At 46.4% G+C, this 15,133-nt stretch carries 11 protein-coding genes; 8 read left to right on the forward strand and 3 right to left on the reverse strand.

Annotation, left to right across the window (positions count from 1 at the left end; translation table 11 throughout):
* Nucleotides 1-3: 3 nt before the first annotated feature.
* The 3 genes from FLA_RS13745 to FLA_RS13755 all read left to right on the forward strand — a co-directional run bounded on the left by FLA_RS13745 (nt 4) and on the right by FLA_RS13755 (nt 3,522).
* The gene (locus FLA_RS13745; RefSeq protein WP_084206169.1) at nt 4-2,508 is read left to right on the forward strand and encodes a glycoside hydrolase family 95 protein; all 2,505 of its coding nucleotides are present in this window, start codon (nt 4-6) and stop codon (nt 2,506-2,508) included.
* A gap of 88 nt (nt 2,509-2,596) precedes the next feature.
* Nucleotides 2,597-3,034: a nuclear transport factor 2 family protein gene (locus tag FLA_RS13750; protein ID WP_076378370.1), complete on the forward strand. Its 438-nt coding sequence runs from the start codon at nt 2,597-2,599 to the stop codon at nt 3,032-3,034.
* A gap of 71 nt (nt 3,035-3,105) precedes the next feature.
* Nucleotides 3,106-3,522, forward strand: a complete 417-nt coding sequence (locus tag FLA_RS13755) for a winged helix-turn-helix transcriptional regulator (protein ID WP_076378368.1) — start codon at nt 3,106-3,108, stop codon at nt 3,520-3,522.
* 94 nt (nt 3,523-3,616) lie between these two features.
* Here FLA_RS13755 and FLA_RS13760 read toward each other — a convergent pair whose 3' ends face one another.
* Together FLA_RS13760 and FLA_RS13765 are read right to left on the reverse strand one after the other, a co-directional pair.
* Complete coding sequence (locus tag FLA_RS13760; RefSeq protein ID WP_076378366.1) at nt 3,617-5,578, reverse strand: RagB/SusD family nutrient uptake outer membrane protein; 1,962 nt, start codon at nt 5,576-5,578, stop codon at nt 3,617-3,619.
* Between the two features lie 10 nt (nt 5,579-5,588).
* Complete coding sequence (locus FLA_RS13765; RefSeq protein WP_084206168.1) at nt 5,589-8,714, reverse strand: SusC/RagA family TonB-linked outer membrane protein; 3,126 nt, start codon at nt 8,712-8,714, stop codon at nt 5,589-5,591.
* Nucleotides 8,715-9,103: 389 nt separating this feature from the next.
* On the opposite strand from FLA_RS13765, the gene FLA_RS13770 reads away from it, so the two are divergent.
* From FLA_RS13770 to FLA_RS13790, 5 genes are all read left to right on the forward strand, one after another.
* Nucleotides 9,104-10,219 (forward strand): alpha/beta hydrolase, encoded by a 1,116-nt coding sequence (locus FLA_RS13770; protein WP_076378364.1) that lies wholly within the window; start codon nt 9,104-9,106, stop codon nt 10,217-10,219.
* A 79-nt stretch (nt 10,220-10,298) separates the two neighbouring features.
* Nucleotides 10,299-11,468: an alpha/beta hydrolase-fold protein gene (locus tag FLA_RS13775; RefSeq protein ID WP_076378362.1), complete on the forward strand. Its 1,170-nt coding sequence runs from the start codon at nt 10,299-10,301 to the stop codon at nt 11,466-11,468.
* Nucleotides 11,469-11,586: 118 nt separating this feature from the next.
* Complete coding sequence (locus FLA_RS13780; protein ID WP_076378360.1) at nt 11,587-12,471, forward strand: NmrA family NAD(P)-binding protein; 885 nt, start codon at nt 11,587-11,589, stop codon at nt 12,469-12,471.
* A 12-nt stretch (nt 12,472-12,483) separates the two neighbouring features.
* Nucleotides 12,484-13,410 (forward strand): helix-turn-helix domain-containing protein, encoded by a 927-nt coding sequence (locus tag FLA_RS13785; RefSeq protein ID WP_076378358.1) that lies wholly within the window; start codon nt 12,484-12,486, stop codon nt 13,408-13,410.
* A gap of 140 nt (nt 13,411-13,550) precedes the next feature.
* A complete protein-coding gene (locus tag FLA_RS13790; RefSeq protein ID WP_076378356.1) occupies nt 13,551-13,952 on the forward strand; it encodes a hypothetical protein in 402 nt (133 codons plus the stop codon).
* 141 nt (nt 13,953-14,093) lie between these two features.
* Here the strand turns inward: FLA_RS13790 and FLA_RS13795 are convergent, their stop codons facing one another.
* Nucleotides 14,094-15,062 (reverse strand): glycoside hydrolase family 5 protein, encoded by a 969-nt coding sequence (locus FLA_RS13795; RefSeq protein WP_076378354.1) that lies wholly within the window; start codon nt 15,060-15,062, stop codon nt 14,094-14,096.
* Nucleotides 15,063-15,133 lie beyond the last annotated feature (71 nt).

The following is a 15,133-nucleotide window of genomic DNA, read 5'->3' on the forward strand; positions in this document are numbered from 1 at the left end:
GATATGAACAGATACCAATTGTGGTGTGTTTGCCTGCTGGCCGCGTCCGTTACGGCAGCCAGTGCGCAATCAACAGCACCAGCTAACAACAACACGACGCCCTTAAAACTCTGGTATACACAACCTTCCGGTAATGTATGGGAGAATGCACTACCGGTGGGCAATGGCCGGCTGGGCGCTATGGTGTATGGCAACGTAGAAAAAGAAACGATACAACTAAACGAACATACTATCTGGTCGGGCAGTCCCAACCAGAACAACAGCCCCGAAGCACTGGCTGCGTTGCCCGAAATACGGCAACTGATCTTTGCCGGTAAGTATAAAGAAGCAGAGCAGCTGACCAACAAAACCTTTTTCACCAGTCACTCCTTTGGTCAGCGCTTTCAGCCGGCCGGTAACCTGCTGCTGCGTTTTGAAGGGCATAATAGCTACAGCAACTACCACCGCGAGCTGGATATAGCAAACGCCGTTGCCCAAAACAGTTATGTAGTAAATGGCGTAACCTATACGCGTGAAGTAATAGCTTCCCTGGCAGACAGAATTATAGCCGTACGGTTAACAGCCGATAAGCCCGGCAGCCTTAACTTTATTGCCAGCTGCACCTCACCGCATAAAAAGCAAAGCATCCATACCCAACCCGGTGGCCAGCTACAGTTAACAGCTACTACCGGCGACCATGAAGGTGTGGAAGGCAAAGTGCAGTTCAGCAGCCTGTTTCGCGTAGTACCCGATGGCGGCACCCTGGAACAGACAGATAGCAGCATTGCTATTACCAACGCCAATGCAGCCACCATTTACGTTTCCATTGCCACCAACTTTGTACACTATAACGACATCAGCGGCGATGCCAGCAAGCTTGCCAGCGAATGGTTAAACAAGGCAGTACATAAATCCTACGCCGATATCAAACGCGATCATATTGCCGCTTACCAGCATTACTTCAATCGCGTACAATTTCAGCTGGGTAACAGCCACACGCCCTCCCCGCCTACTGATGAGCAACTGAAAAACTTCCGCAACACCAACGATCCCAAACTGGTAACCCTGTATTACCAGTACGGCCGTTACCTGCTGATATGCTCCTCACAGCCCGGCGGGCAACCTGCCAACCTGCAAGGCATCTGGAATGATAAATTATCCCCGCCATGGGATAGCAAATACACACTGAACATTAATGCAGAAATGAACTACTGGCCCGCAGAAAAAACCAACCTGTCCGAGCTGCACGAGCCTTTTCTAACCATGGTAAAAGAAATGTCAGAAACCGGCCGCAGCACTGCCGCTACCATGTATGGCGCACGCGGCTGGGTGACACACCACAACTCCGACATATGGCGTATTACCGGCCCGGTAGACGGCGCTTTCTGGGGCATCTGGAACGCCGGTGCTGCCTGGACTACCCAACACCTGTGGGAGCATTACCTGTACAACGGCGATAAATCCTTCCTGGCACAGGCTTACCCCGCTTTGAAAAACGCAGCAACTTTTTATACAGATTTCCTGGTCATGCACCCCAAATACCACTGGCTGGTAGTGGCCCCCGGCACCTCACCCGAGAACGCTCCCAAAGCCCATGAAGGCTCCAGCATAGATGCCGGCACCACTATGGACAACCAGCTGGTATTTGACCTGTTCAGTGCCACCATACGCGCCGCAGGCATCCTGAACAAAGACAAAGCCTTTGCCGATACCCTGCGCCACCTGCGCAGCCAGCTGCCACCTATGCACATAGGACAGCACAGCCAGCTACAGGAATGGCTGGATGATGCAGACGCCCCTAACGATCACCACCGCCATATCTCCCACCTGTATGGCCTGTACCCTTCTGCACAAATATCTCCTTACCGCACCCCGCAGTTATACAGCGCTGTTAAGAACACACTGGTGCAACGCGGCGATGTATCTACCGGTTGGAGCATGGGCTGGAAAATAAACTGGTGGGCACGTATGCTGGACGGCAACCATGCTTATCAGCTGATTCAAAACCAACTATCCCCACTGGGTGCCAACCCCGATGGCGGTGGCACCTACAATAACCTGTTTGATGCACATCCTCCTTTTCAAATAGATGGCAACTTCGGCTGCACCTCCGGCATTACAGAAATGCTGATGCAAAGTGCAGACGGCGCTATATACCTGCTGCCCGCCTTACCCGAAGTATGGAAGCCCACCGGCAGCATCTCCGGCCTGCGCGCCAGAGGTGGTTTTGAAATAGTAGATATGCAATGGAAGGAAGGTAAAATAATGACTGTAACCATACAATCAAACCTGGGTGGCAACCTGCGCTTACGTGTACCCAATGCACTTGCTTTGGCAGGCGGTAAAACACCCGCTACCGCTAAAGGCAATAACCCCAATGCTTTCTTTTACACAGAAGCAGTGGCTACACCGGTTGTATCGGCAAAAGCAACGATTACCACACCGGAGTTGCCAGCCACTTTCTTATACGACATACCTACACAAAAAGGAAAACGGTATACTTTTCAAAACGCCAACACCAGTGAGTAACTGGTTAGGCACTAACCTTTAGGTAACGACTGACGTTCAGTACCCAGGCCTGCGATAGCTTTGCTTTCAAATAATAAATGAAGCAGTTATGACAACAGACATGTTGAAAAGCAAAGAAGCGCTAAGGAATTTAATTGATGCTTACGCTTACCTGGGTGATGAGAAAAAGCTTGCGGAACAAATGCGTTTATTTACAAAGGATGCCATTTATAAGGCATATATGGGAGACTTCCTGGCAGCTGATGTTTCCGGAACGGAGCAATTGGAAAAAGAGTTTACAGGACACGTGTCCCTGGTAAAAACTTATTTTACCCTGAACGGACAGCACACTGTAAACATAGACGGAGATACAGCAACAGGAGTTTCCTTTTCCCAGATTAAAATGATAAGAGAAACAGACGGCAAAAACATACTTTCCGACTACAGTGTTAAATATGAAGACAAGTATGTGCAGCAAAACGGGCAATGGTTGATTAAAGAACGCACCGGCTATTTTATTATAGTAGAAACAAGAACCCTGAATTAACCTATCCCCTGGCGCCACCGGTGACAGATGGTAATATTCCATTACCTTCACTTTCAGTCAATGCCCTGCACATGAAACAGAACAAGGAGCAACCGGAGACGAAGGAAAACAAAGCATTTACAGAAGAGTGTACCACCATTCTGGCGGCTGTAAGTGATGCTTTATATGCCATTGGTGGCAAATGGAAGCTTATGATCATTATTGCCATAGCCAGGGGCAACAACCGGTTTACAGAACTACAGAAACAGGTAACGGGTATTTCAGCCAGAGTGTTATCCAGCGAATTGAAAGAACTGGAACTGAATGGCTTCCTGGTAAAGAAAGTAGTTCCCGGATACCCGGTAACTATCACGTATGAGCTTCTACCCTATAGCCAGACATTGGAAGAGGTGGTTGGCGCCATGACAAGATGGGGCATGCAACACCGGATAAAGATCAGGCAGGATAGTGCTGCTGCCAAAGTTGTTATCCCCATTAAGAAACAATAAAATAAAGCTTCCATCGGCAAAAAAGAAAGACGCCCCAGAAGGAGCGTCTTTTTCTTTTAAACCTAAAATAATCGCCTATTTCATACCAAAGTCTTTATTGATAAGCAGGGTTCTGATAAGAAACCTTATCTGCTGCTGATATTTCCATTTTATCCAACTGCACCTGGGGTATAGGACGCAGATAATATTTACTATCAATATAGCGGGTAAATGTTTGCGGAGTGTGATCGCCCACATTAGGTCCGCAGGTTCTGTAAGTACCACCCAACTGCTGCCATTTTTGGGTACGTACAAGGTCATACCAGCGATAACCTTCCCCGTAATATTCACGGGAACGTTCTGCTAGTATATATTCAATAGTAATAGTAGCAGGTGTGGCCGCAACCATATCGGCACTATGATCTTCTATTTTGGTTCTGTTACCTGCATTGCTCCATTTCCATTTACCGGCACGGGCACGCAGTACATTAATCAACTCCCTGGCCGATTTACCAGCAACAGGCACCGCACCTTTCACTGCGGCCTCTGCTGCAATAAAATACAGCTCGGAGAACTTGGCAATGTTATAAGGACGTGTGCTTCCTGCGTTAGGCTGACCTAACCCGGTTGCATTATCGGTTCTGTAAGGTCCCAGTTTCCAAAGACCAGGATATACGATTCTGTTGATAGCACTGGGGGCTATCACATAGTCAGCACGGCCAGGCAACACCCCCGCACCAACGCCGCTTTTATACACGGAGTTACTATAGTCTATAGCAGTTGACGGATCAGTGCTCAGGAAACTGAGAATAGAATCTCCATTCGCCACTGGTAATGCATTAGCATTATACAAAGTGGGATTGGTTACTCCTGCTTTGGCCCAATTACCACGATAAACGGTTGTAAACGTGCCATCGTAACGCGAGTCGTTAATTTTATCGGCAAATGTAGTAGTGAATACATCAATCGGTGGCGCCATGCGCACCCATGGGCGTCCCAGCGACTGCACAGCTTCACGTTGTACAGAGTTAATAGGATTCTTCCAGTCAGGAGCATTGGCACTTGCCAGCGCTGTATAATTCCAGGTAAGAAACCAACTAGCATAGTTATCTGAGTTACTACCACTGCTGTAAGTCAGGCTTCCTCCGTTAAACAATTCACTGTTTTGTGTATGATCTGCATACAACAACACTTCACTGTTACGGTCGTTTGAGCCCACATTCAAATCATAAAAAGTAGGTTGTAAAGCTACACTTGCTCCCGGGTTATCAATACCGGCAGCAGCCATGTCATAAGCAGCCTGGTAATACCACTGTGGGTTATGTCCGTTAGGATCTGTACGACTACTTCCCGGGTAGGTAGGAATGTTGTTGGGGTTTTCCAACCACCATCCATAGGTCAAGTACGCTTTAGCCAGGTACAGCCGGGCTGCGGTTTTGGTTAGACCACCTGTAAGACGTGGTGCAACAGGCAGGTTGGCTACAGCTGAATCCAGATCAGGAAATATCACTTTTGTGTACACTTCCGGTACTGAATTACGAACAGAAATACTCGAGGTAGACGTATTAAACTTCAATTCTCCGGCACCCAAATCCAACGGCACGCCACCAAAGGTTTGTACCAGCAGGAAATAATCAAATGCCCGGAAAAATCTTGCTTCTGCAATCAACGCCGGGGAAACACCTACCGCCGTTCCGTTTTCAATAACACCATTAGCCGTGTTGATAAACGGAAAGGTTTGTGTCCATACTACTGCTGCGTCATTTAAAGTTGAGGTAGGCACAACACCGGAAAAGGAAAAATCATGTGCCTGGAAGGTGCTGCCACTGGAACCGCTGGCTCCCCAGGTAGCTTCATCCGTTCCGGTTTCACAGTTATTCAGGAAATAACCATTACCATAAATGGTTCGAAGATGTGCATATAAAGACGTTATGCCTCCTAATACGCCGTTGGTAGTTTTAAAGTATTCAGGCGTATAAATGGCGCGTGGAGTTTCTTCCAGAATTTTTGAGCATCCTGCCAGCACCAGCGCAAACAGGGAAGCTCCTAAACCTATTTTGGATAATATCTTTTTCATATCGCTTTTTTTAGAACGTTACATTTAAACCAATCAGGTAGCTACGGGTAGAAGGCGTGTTGGTACCAACAATCAAAATACGGCTTACACCAGCTACTGCTACGTTCTGATCACCATAAGAGTTCGGCTCTGGGTCCATGCCAGATTCCTTTTTATAGGGCGAAAACAGCACAAAGGGATTTTCCAGTGTACAATACACACGCATTTTTTGTATTCCTGCAGTCTTCATCCACTTCTGACCAAAACTGTATCCTAAAGTAATGGTACGGATTTTCATATAGGAGGCATCAAAATAAGCCAGCGTACTGCCATATTTCGGATTATCGCCACCTACCCCACCAGGGCGTGGATATTTAGCATTGGTATGTGTAGGTGTCCAGTAATCTACCTTCACGTTGTTTCCTGATCTGGAATTCAGGTTGTTCAGATAACCTGATGAACCATAAAGAGCGCTGGTAAGGATACCACCATTTTTGAAAGCACCGATAACACTCAGCTCAAAACCTTTATATGCCACGCGTGTGTTAAAGCCTCCTTCAAAATTCGATTGTATTTTTTGCACTTGCCTGTCATCAGGCCCTATGGCACGTACCGGTGTGCCGTCGGGATTATAACCACCCGTGTATTGAACTTTCACCATACCCACTTTTCCGCCCGGCTCCAATATATTCATATGCTGTTGTGCACTATCAGCCGTCTGCCATAAGCCCACTTTCTGGTAATCATAGATTACATCAATCGGGGAACCAACAAACCAAAGGTTACCTGGATCCTTCGTAAGGCCAGAAGCCAGTCTTACCAGCTTATTGCGGTTACCGTATATGTTTACGCCCGCTTCCCATGTCCAGCCGTTAAGGTTGTCGAGAATTACACCATTCAATGTCAGCTCTATACCCTTGTTCTGAGTAGCGCCAATATTTGCAGTGTAATTGTCAACACCCGAAGTAGGCGGTAAGCCTACTTTTAGCAATACATTATCTGTATTTTGTACATAATATTCTAACGTACCACTTAACCTGTTTTTAAACATGGAGAAGTCAACTCCATAGTTCCAGGTTTTAGAAAACTCCCAGCCCAGCTTTGGGTTAGGCAGTTGTGTTACGTACATGCCTGTGTTATTGTCCGCGCCAAAATTATAAGGCACAGTAGTTAACAAGCCCAGAGTTTGATAAGGGTTGATTGCCTGGTTAGAGGTTTGTCCGTAACCCACGCGCAATTTCAACATATCAAACAAAGACTTGTTCTTCATAAAAGATTCATTGCTTATATTCCAACCGGCAGATACTGCCGGGTAAGCATGCCATTTATGCCCTGGGGCTAACACAGAAGAGGCATCAGTACGAAAGGTAGCACTAAACATATACCTGTCGTCGAAGGAGTATATCGCACGTCCCATCCACGACATCAACCCGCTTTGGGTATAGCTCTGGTTGTTAGGATCGGTAGTAGCTGCAATGTTGGCCCTGCCCAGGTTATAAAACTGAAAGGCATCGGAAGGGATATCCCTGGCATAAGAACTGGAACCCCAGGCAGTAGTTTGTTGTGCAGAATACAGACCAACCGCATTGATTTTATGCTTGCCTTTAAAAACACGGTCATACGTAAGCAGGTTTTCTATGGTCCAGTTAAGCGATTCCGAGTTACTGATGGTAGCATTTGAAACCGTAGTAGCTACACCACTGAACACTCCCTGCCCGGTATAAGTGCCGTAATTGCTCTGGCGAAAGTTTAAACCGATATTAGCACGATACTTTAATCCTTCCACTCCGGGTATCTTTACTTCGCCATACAGCGAGTTATAGGAGCTTAAGGCACGGGTAAGATCAATGTATTTATTACCCAATGCTTCCAGGGAATGCCTGGTATACACCCATTGAGCGCCGGACGTATTCTGGGTAACTATCGACTTCCAGCTGCCATCGGCATTGTAAGGGCTGAGAATAGGAGACAACCCTACGGCATTACCCGGACTCAGATTGGTGTTATGGTTATTAGAGTAGTTGGTGTTAGTGGTAATTCCTATACGTAAAGCATTACCAATACGCTGTTCCAGGGAAGTACGAAGAGAATAACGCTCAAAGTATTGAGTGGGTATCACACCCTGTTCTTTGTAATATCCTAATCCCACGCTGTAATTCCCTTTTTCAGAACCACCGGATATATCCAAACCATGGTTGGTAACCCAGCCGGTTCTATACAATAAATCCTGCCAGTCGGTATTTACCGAATCTTTTTCATCCAGCGTATTATTAAAGACCATACCGTTGGCGGCAGCTGCTTTACGTAAAGCAACGAACTCTGGTCCGCTCATCATAGGATACTTGCCAAATACGGTTTTAGCACCATAAAAGCCGTTATAACTTAAACGCGCTTTTTGTCCCTGTGAGCCCTTATTGGTAGTGATTAATACCACACCATTGGCACCACGCGAACCGTAAATAGCGGTAGCAGAGGCATCTTTCAGTATGTCCACACTTTTAATGCTGTTGGGATCAATATCACTGATAGAGCCGCTGAACGGAATACCATCCAGTACGATCAGGGGATCGTTAGAGGCATTGAGTGAGCGGGTACCACGGATACGGATTTGCATATCAGACCCGGGCTTGGTAGAGGTTTGCGACATTACCACCCCTGCCACACGGCCCTGTAAAGCACGTGCCACGTTAGGTGCCGGAATTTCTGTCACCTTATCCCCTGCAATGGAAGCAACGGAACCCGTTACATCTTTCTTACGCTGGCTGCCGTAACCAATAACAATTACCTCATTGGTAGTACTGCTGGTTGCTGTGGTTAAGGTTACTAGAACTGAAGCACGGTTATTAACAGGCACCTCTATGGAATTGTACCCCACTGAAGAGACCACCAGGGTGGCCGTTGGTGATACCGTAATAACGAAGTTTCCGTTTTCATCGGCAGAAACCCCACCAGAACGCCCCTTCACCGTTACAGAAGCTTGCGGAACCGGCTGTCCGCTTTCATTTTTTACCTGCCCCGTAACCTTTGTTGTGTTTTGGGCATAAGCAGTAGATAAGATAAAGGCAAACAAGGCCAGCCCTACAAAAGAATACTTAAACCAGTAGGGCCATTTGTAAGGATGTACATCCTTTAGCAGACGATACTCTGAAATACGCATAGTTTTTGGCGTTAAAAATTTACAGATAAATAGTGCGCAGGAAATAAAATTACAATCGATTTCATAAAACAGTCTTTTTTAGCTGAGGTCAATAGGCAATTAAACATGAATATTGGATTGTGATTTTATTACCGGATTCTGGTTCAGTTTATAGATACCGTAGGATTCATCAAGAAAGAAGGGACGTATAAAGCAAAGCATTTCAATTAGTTACAATAACAACAAGCAATCTTTCTTTCTATGGCATCAATAATCTGGCAAACCTGTTCCGTGAAATAAATGCACCGGAACCGCATCTGCAAGGTAAATGTAGTAATTTTTCAATCGATTACATAAATTTCAAAAAATAGGGATACTTTTATTCAGCGCTACACCTTAAATATAAAAACATGAACTTGAAACCAATTACGATTGCACTGACAGCCGCATTGCTGGGCGGCTTTGCTCAGGCCCAAACAACAGCAAATGATGTAAAAGACGATTTCCTGCCATCTCCATTAAACCAACCGGGTAAGGCTTACCCGCAGGTAAATTCACAAGGCTATGCCCGCTTTAAAGTGTATGCCCCCCAGGCAGACAGTATACGTGTAAGCCTGGGTTTAGGCGGACAAGGCGGCACACTGCTTAATAAAGGCGCTGACGGCTACTTTACCGGCACTACTGCAGGCCCTATGGATGAAGGCTTTCATTATTACCACCTGACCATTGATGGCGGTGTATTCAATGATCCGGGAACACTGAACTATTACGGCTCTACCCGCTGGGAAAGCGGCATAGAAATACCGGCAAAAGACCAGGGCTTTTATGCGCTGAAAAACGTGCCGCATGGCAACGTACAGCAGATTCTCTTTCCTTCTAAAATCACCAACACTTCCCGCAGAGCCTTTGTATATACACCACCAGGCTATGGAAAAACCAACACACGCTATCCCGTACTATACCTGCAGCATGGCTGGGGTGAAGACGAAACTGCCTGGAGCAACCAGGGCCACGCCAACCTGATTATGGACAACCTGATTGCAGATGGTAAGGTGAAGCCATTCATTATAGTAATGACCTATGGCATGACTAATGAAATAAAATGGGGAGGCATCCGGGAGTTTAAAATAGATACGTTTCAAACCGTATTAACAGAAGAACTGATCCCCTATGTAGATGCCCATTTTCAAACCCTCGCCAACCGCAACAACCGCGCTATGGCCGGTTTATCTATGGGAGGCATGGAAACACATCAGATAACACTGAACAAGCCGGAAACATTTGGCTATTATGCACTGCTGAGCGGCGGGATATATAAAACAGAGGAGCTGGCCAACAAGCCCAAACCTAAACTCATATTCCTGAGCTGTGGCAGCAAAGAACGCCCCGATGGTGTAAAAAATGCCACCACCGAACTAAAAGCAGCAGGCTATAATGCTGTTTCGTATGTTTCAGATAAAACAGCCCACGAGTTCCTTACCTGGCGCAGAAGCCTGCTGGAACTGGCCCCACAGTTATTTAAATAAATTATCCTGATAACACAGTTATGCCTGGTGTCCCCCCATATACACCAGGCATTGTGTTGTTGCTACAAAACAAACAACCATGAACTATAGAATAGGCATCACTGCCATAGCTGCCACACTGCTCAGCCATTTTTGTTCAGCACAGAACATTTCCGCAGCAAACGAAACATTCCAACCCGCAGCCAGCAACCAACCCGGCAAACCCTATCCGCAGGTAAACAACAAAGGCATTGTACGGGTCAGCATCAGCGCCCCACTTGCCAATAAGGTACAACTGGATATAGGCGGCAAAAAGTATGACCTCGCTAAAGATGATAAAGGCGTTTGGACAGGTGAATGTCTTCCGCAGGATGAAGGCTTCCACTACTATCAACTGATCATAGACGGAGCCGCTATCCCCGACCCTTCCAGCCGTTATTTCTACGGTGCAGGAAGACTGGGCAGCGGAATAGAAATACCAGCACATGACGAGGAATTTTACGCCTTAAAAGACGTGCCACACGGCCTGATATCTGAAAACATCTATTATTCCACAATCACCAAAGCCTGGCGCAGATGCTTTGTGTATGCGCCTGCCGCCTACTACAACAATAACACCACCCGCTTTCCCGTGCTATACCTGCAACACGGAAGCTTTGAAGATGAAACCGGATGGGCCACACAAGGCAAGGCTAACCTGATACTGGATAACCTCATTGCCCAGCAAAAAGCCAAACCCATGCTGATAGTGATGGATAACGGTTATGCCTATACTCCCTCCGATAAAACCACACCCACACCGGGTAAGCAACCCCCTTCCATTTTTGAAGAGGTATTGATCAAAGAAGTAATCCCCATGATCGACACCCGCTTTCGCACCATCGCCAATAAGGACAACCGAGCCATAGCCGGGCTTTCCATGGGCGCCAATCAAACTATGCGCATTGTGATGAACAACCTGGATAAATTCTCTTATTACGGCGGTTTTAGCGGCACATCCAACTATCCCGATTCCAGCACAATTGACCCGCATACATTTTTAGGAGGCAAGTTTTCCAATGGCGCATCCGTAAATAAACAACTGAAAGTGTTATGGCTGGGCTTAGGCACCCGGGAGCCAGTCCCCTTCCCTGCATCTGTAGGTGCATTTCGCACTATGCTGGATAAGCAGGGCATTAAACACGTTTACTACGAATCGCCTAAAACAGCGCACGAGTGGCTTACCTGGCGGCGTAGTTTGTATCAGTTCGCACCTTTGTTGTTCAGATAAAAGTGCGTTTTTCGCACCTTTTAATCTGCATCGTTGCTTTTGGCTACATCAATCATAGATTTGGTGATGCCTGCTTACAAATTACCCGGGACCTTTGTGTAGTCAAAGCAACAGAAGTATGAAAATTATTGTAACAGGTTCATTAGGCAACATCAGCAAGCCACTTGCATCAGAACTGATCAGGCAGGGACATGATGTTGCCATCATCAGCAGCCAGGCCGCAAAACAACAGGATATTGAAGCCCTGGGCGCAAAAGCGGCCATTGGCTCGGTGGAAGATGCCGCATTTTTAACAGCAGCGTTTGCCGGAGCAGATGCCGTTTACGCAATGACGCCACCTAATTATGCAGCTTCGGACCTGATTGGTTATTACCGCCATGTAGCACTTGCCTATGCCAAAGCCGCGAAAGCCGCCAATGTACCACACCTTGTATACCTGAGCAGCTACGGAGCAGACCTCGAAAAAGGGTCCGGCATTATTGGGGGATCGCATCAGGCGGAAGGAATTTTGACTGCACTGGATAACATTACCATTACCCTGCTGCGGCCCGGCTACTTCTACTATAACCTGTACCAATTCACGGGCATGATTAAAGCGCAGGACTTCATGGGGTCCAACTATGGCGGTGAAGATAAACTGGTGATGGTATCGCCTTTAGACATTGCAGCAGCGGCGGCTGAAGAACTGACGAACGCTACACCGCAAAACAAAGTCCGCTACATTGCCAGTGATGAAAAAACATGTAATGAAGTAGCCCGCATAATAGGAGAAGCCATTGGCAAACCTGACCTTACCTGGCTCACCTTCACTGATGAACAGGTAAAAAATAACCTGCTGGAACACGGCATGCCACCGGCTGCTGCCGGACTACTGGTAGAACTGAACGCAGCTATTCATAGCGGATTATTGGCCAGCGACTATGAAAAGCATCCACCTGCCCTGGGTAAAGTAAAACTGCAGGACTTTGTAAAAGAATTTGCTGCGGCCTATCAACAGGGGTAAATTTATAGTATCATGGCCGCTCAGCAACTCATACGCATTAAAACCATCAGCGCTTTCCATCAGTTTATGGAACTGCCCCAGCCTGCTCACCCGCTGGTGAGTGTGGCCAGGTTTGAGGATGCGAAACGACAGTATACAGCACCGATCAGCAGGATCATGGATTTTTATTCCATCGCCATTAAGCGGAATAATTTTGTGAAGATGAAATATGGTCAGCAGGATTATGATTTTGATGAAGGCATCCTGTTCTGTATGTCGCCAGGACAACTGCTGCGCATTGAGTGGGACGCTACACAAGAAAAAGAACAAATATTTACGGGATGGAACCTGTTGATCCATCCCGATTTTCTATGGAATACGCCCCTGGCCAAAACCATCAAAAAATATGAGTTCTTTGATTATAAAGTAAACGAGGCGCTGTTTCTTTCTCTCAAGGAGGAAAAGCAACTGATCAGCATTATGGAAAACATTGACGAAGAGTGCCGCTCCAACGTAGATCAATTTAGCCAAAGTGTGATCATAGCCCAGATAGAATTACTGCTTACCTATACCGAACGTTTCTACCACCGCCAGTTCATTACCCGTAAGGTAAGCAACCATAAAGTATTAGACCGTTTGGAAGATGTACTTTCCGCCTGTTTCAACAGTGAAGAACTGGACAAACAAGGCCTGCCCACTGTTATTTACGTGGCTGAACAAATGAATATTTCGCCCAATTACCTGAGCGGTTTGCTGAAAACACTCACCGGGCAAAACACCCAACAGCATATACACAACAAACTAATAGAAAAAGCAAAGGAAAAATTATCTACCAGCAGCTTATCGGTAAGCGAAGTAGCCTATGAACTGGGCTTTACCCATCCTCAATCGTTCAGCAAGCTATTCAAAGCAAAGACCAGCTTATCTCCGCAGGCATTCAGAGCCGGGTTTAACTGTTAGGTTTTATCTTTAAAAAATTACTCTACCAGGGTAAACCGGCAAATGGTCAAAATTCGTTGCTACATGGTTAAGATGTATCTACTATAAAAGAAGGTAATAGTGGAAATTAGGTAATTATTCAAAACCTAAACAAACACAAAATGAAATCACTATTCCTTTCACTTTTTTTGGTAGTAGCAACTGCGCTGGGCGCCAGCACTTATGCACAAACTACCATTAACTTTCCAGTTTCCGGTGGTTCTTATACTGTTTATGCACCAGCTGGATATAAGTTTTCAAGCGGGCCTGTTTCCAGTGGTAACGGCTTTATCTTTTCCTATTCCAGCACTTCCGACATTTGTGCAGTATCGGCATCTGCCAATACTACTTATTACGATCGGACAGTATATGCAACATGGACACTGACGCCCAAAACCGGCAGCGGTTCTGCCGGCACGATTAGTTATATATTCTATCAACCCGGTAGCGTACCGCCACCTTTTGCTGATTTGCAGGATGCTGTTTTGTTTACACCAACGATACCGCTGCTGAATAAACAATAAAAGTATTGATTATAAAAAAGAGGTAATTACTGGCTAGTGATGGCAGTGGCGTTTTGCTGCCGTCACCAGCCTTTTTGTTGCCTGAACTTTTTATTGTCTGTAACATATACTTAGTGTACACTTATGACATCAGGATAACAATTACAACTTAGCGTACACCACACTAAAGTAAGAGCTAAGACTAAAAGAAGTAGCGCTGCCATTACTAGCCCAGGACGGCGTAACCATATTCATAGTGCCGCCATCCCCATTCCAACACCAGCCTAATATGGTCCAGCCTTTTGCTTTGGCATAATCTACAATGCCCGACCAGTCCGCGCCCGATCCACCGGAATTACCAAACTCTCCTATCATACAAGGCACACCTCCACTGGCCATATCATCTAAATCACTGGTGTTTACATAGCGCCCCTTTGCCTGGTTCCAGGCACCTGGATATATATGGGCAGAAAGCACGTAATTGCCATCTGTTATTTTAGTGCCGCCATTGTATCCTTTGGCTGCTGCGGCGGCAATGGCCGTTTCCTGTCCCCAGCCGGGTATGTCAATAATAACAGTACCTGAATACACTTTACGTAAAGTGGTAATAGTGGCATTATAAGCACTGGCATAAGCATTGGCGGTGAGGTTATGACTCCCCCATTCGTTCATCAGGTTCACGGTAAAAGAACCAGCAGCAGCAAGGCTGGCATAGTTGGCTACCCACCAGTTGGCGGCAGCGTTCAGGTCCGCCGTATTATCCGAACCCAGCACCGTTGCTTTATGATAGGTGGCAATGACCCCATAGCCATTGCTTTTGGCATTGGCAATCCAGGTTTTGGCCTGCGTTTCGTAACCAGGTTCTATCTCAATGCGCACCGTTTTAATATTGGTTTGCTGCTTCATAAGTGACCAGGCAAAATTGGGGTTACCTCCGTTGTAATAAGAGGGTTGGATATTTACGCCATTTCCTAATCCCACTGTTTTAAAAGTGGAAACGGAATCGCCTGTAGTAGTGGAAGTAGATTCCGCGCCGCTATCTGATTTATGACAGGCTGTTAATGCGGCAGCACAGCATACTAATAAGAAGGAGAATACAAAAAGGAAGCGCTTTTCAGTGCATTTTTCCATACGGGTAATTTTGATGAATAACAACAATCGTTAAGGATTCAAAATTACCGGATACACGTATTGAGATGTAA

This window comes from Filimonas lacunae (assembly GCF_002355595.1).
GTDB classification, from domain to species: Bacteria; Bacteroidota; Bacteroidia; order Chitinophagales; family Chitinophagaceae; genus Filimonas; species Filimonas lacunae.

Excerpts from the sequence above, each read along its gene's own strand:
- FLA_RS13745 (WP_084206169.1), top strand. The coding sequence starts at position 4 with ATGAACAGATACCAATTGTGGTGTGTTTGCCTGCTGGCCGCGTCCGTT.
- FLA_RS13750 (WP_076378370.1), top strand. The coding sequence starts at position 2,597 with ATGACAACAGACATGTTGAAAAGCAAAGAAGCGCTAAGGAATTTAATT.
- FLA_RS13755 (WP_076378368.1), top strand. The coding sequence starts at position 3,106 with ATGAAACAGAACAAGGAGCAACCGGAGACGAAGGAAAACAAAGCATTT.
- FLA_RS13760 (WP_076378366.1), bottom strand. The coding sequence starts at position 5,578 with ATGAAAAAGATATTATCCAAAATAGGTTTAGGAGCTTCCCTGTTTGCG.
- FLA_RS13765 (WP_084206168.1), bottom strand. The coding sequence starts at position 8,714 with ATGCGTATTTCAGAGTATCGTCTGCTAAAGGATGTACATCCTTACAAA.
- FLA_RS13770 (WP_076378364.1), top strand. The coding sequence starts at position 9,104 with ATGAACTTGAAACCAATTACGATTGCACTGACAGCCGCATTGCTGGGC.
- FLA_RS13775 (WP_076378362.1), top strand. The coding sequence starts at position 10,299 with ATGAACTATAGAATAGGCATCACTGCCATAGCTGCCACACTGCTCAGC.
- FLA_RS13780 (WP_076378360.1), top strand. The coding sequence starts at position 11,587 with ATGAAAATTATTGTAACAGGTTCATTAGGCAACATCAGCAAGCCACTT.
- FLA_RS13785 (WP_076378358.1), top strand. The coding sequence starts at position 12,484 with ATGGCCGCTCAGCAACTCATACGCATTAAAACCATCAGCGCTTTCCAT.
- FLA_RS13790 (WP_076378356.1), top strand. The coding sequence starts at position 13,551 with ATGAAATCACTATTCCTTTCACTTTTTTTGGTAGTAGCAACTGCGCTG.
- FLA_RS13795 (WP_076378354.1), bottom strand. The coding sequence starts at position 15,062 with ATGGAAAAATGCACTGAAAAGCGCTTCCTTTTTGTATTCTCCTTCTTA.